This is a genomic window from Ralstonia sp. VS2407 (genome assembly GCF_052950655.1).
Genome location: NZ_JBRFVG010000036.1, coordinates 1 through 924, shown reverse-complemented (window position 1 = coordinate 924; position 924 = coordinate 1). Strand labels below are relative to the sequence as shown.

1 protein-coding gene is annotated in these 924 nt (G+C 36.1%); it reads right to left on the bottom strand.

Going from position 1 to position 924, the window contains the following annotated elements; translation table 11 throughout:
- Window positions 1-302: 302 nt before the first annotated feature.
- A partial coding sequence (locus ACU8YE_RS23645) for a sulfatase-like hydrolase/transferase (protein WP_446929767.1) occupies window positions 303-924 on the bottom strand: 622 nt, incomplete at its 5' end.

Below are 924 nucleotides of genomic sequence, written 5' to 3'. Positions count from 1 at the left end.
CTTTCCTTCTCATCACATTTTGTTCTTTTATTTGTTTCATCAATCATACTGATTTACGGATAGTTTAGCAAACATTTTCGAGGCCGTCAACCACATTTTTAATTTAAAACTTTTTTGTTTTTCATCAAGAAGGTCGGGACAGAAGTGTTTAGCTCCGAGAAATAAGAAGAAATTTCCGAAAATTGTTCTTTAATTTTTGGAGAATTTCAGCTTATTTCCGAAGGAGTTGCTTCTGTTCCCGCCGTTTATCAGGTTTTGAGCCTGGGACAAAAATCCAAAGTGATTTTTGTCCCAGGCTCTTTTTAGCTAAAAAATTGATTTTCTAAACTATATTGCTTCCCTGAAACAATGTCATATTGAATCAGTCGGTATTCCTCATATAGTTGTTCTTGCTTTTTATTCATTTCTACTGTTTTTTTCCATTCCCCACCGAGATAGTAATTCCCCTTTTCAAAAGCAGGCAATTGTTCTTGTACCTCATTTAGCATAGCGTAAAATCCCGATTGCGGTAAGCCACTTTGTTGGAAAAGTGAGGGAGCAAAATAAAATGGACTAATGATTGCTTGATGCTGATTTTTTTCTGTTAACTGGTTCGCCGTATCATACATTAGAAATTCTGTCTGGTGAAGGGCTGCCCCTTCATTCAACGCTTGAATGTTTTCATCATAAATACTTGGTAAGTGATCTCCCCAAAAAACGACTAATGTGCGTTTGGGCATTTTTTCGATTTCTTGTAGGAAATTTTTCAAAGCTTCGCTACTGTAGGCAATATCTTGCAAGTAATTATTGAGCGCGACTTGATTGCCGTTTCCTTGAGAAAAATAATTGGACGTTGTGTATTTGTTTTCATAGGGCATATGTGTTTGCATAGTAACTAAATGAATGAATTGCGGTTGCTCTTTTTCTTTAAGCAGTGTCGTCACT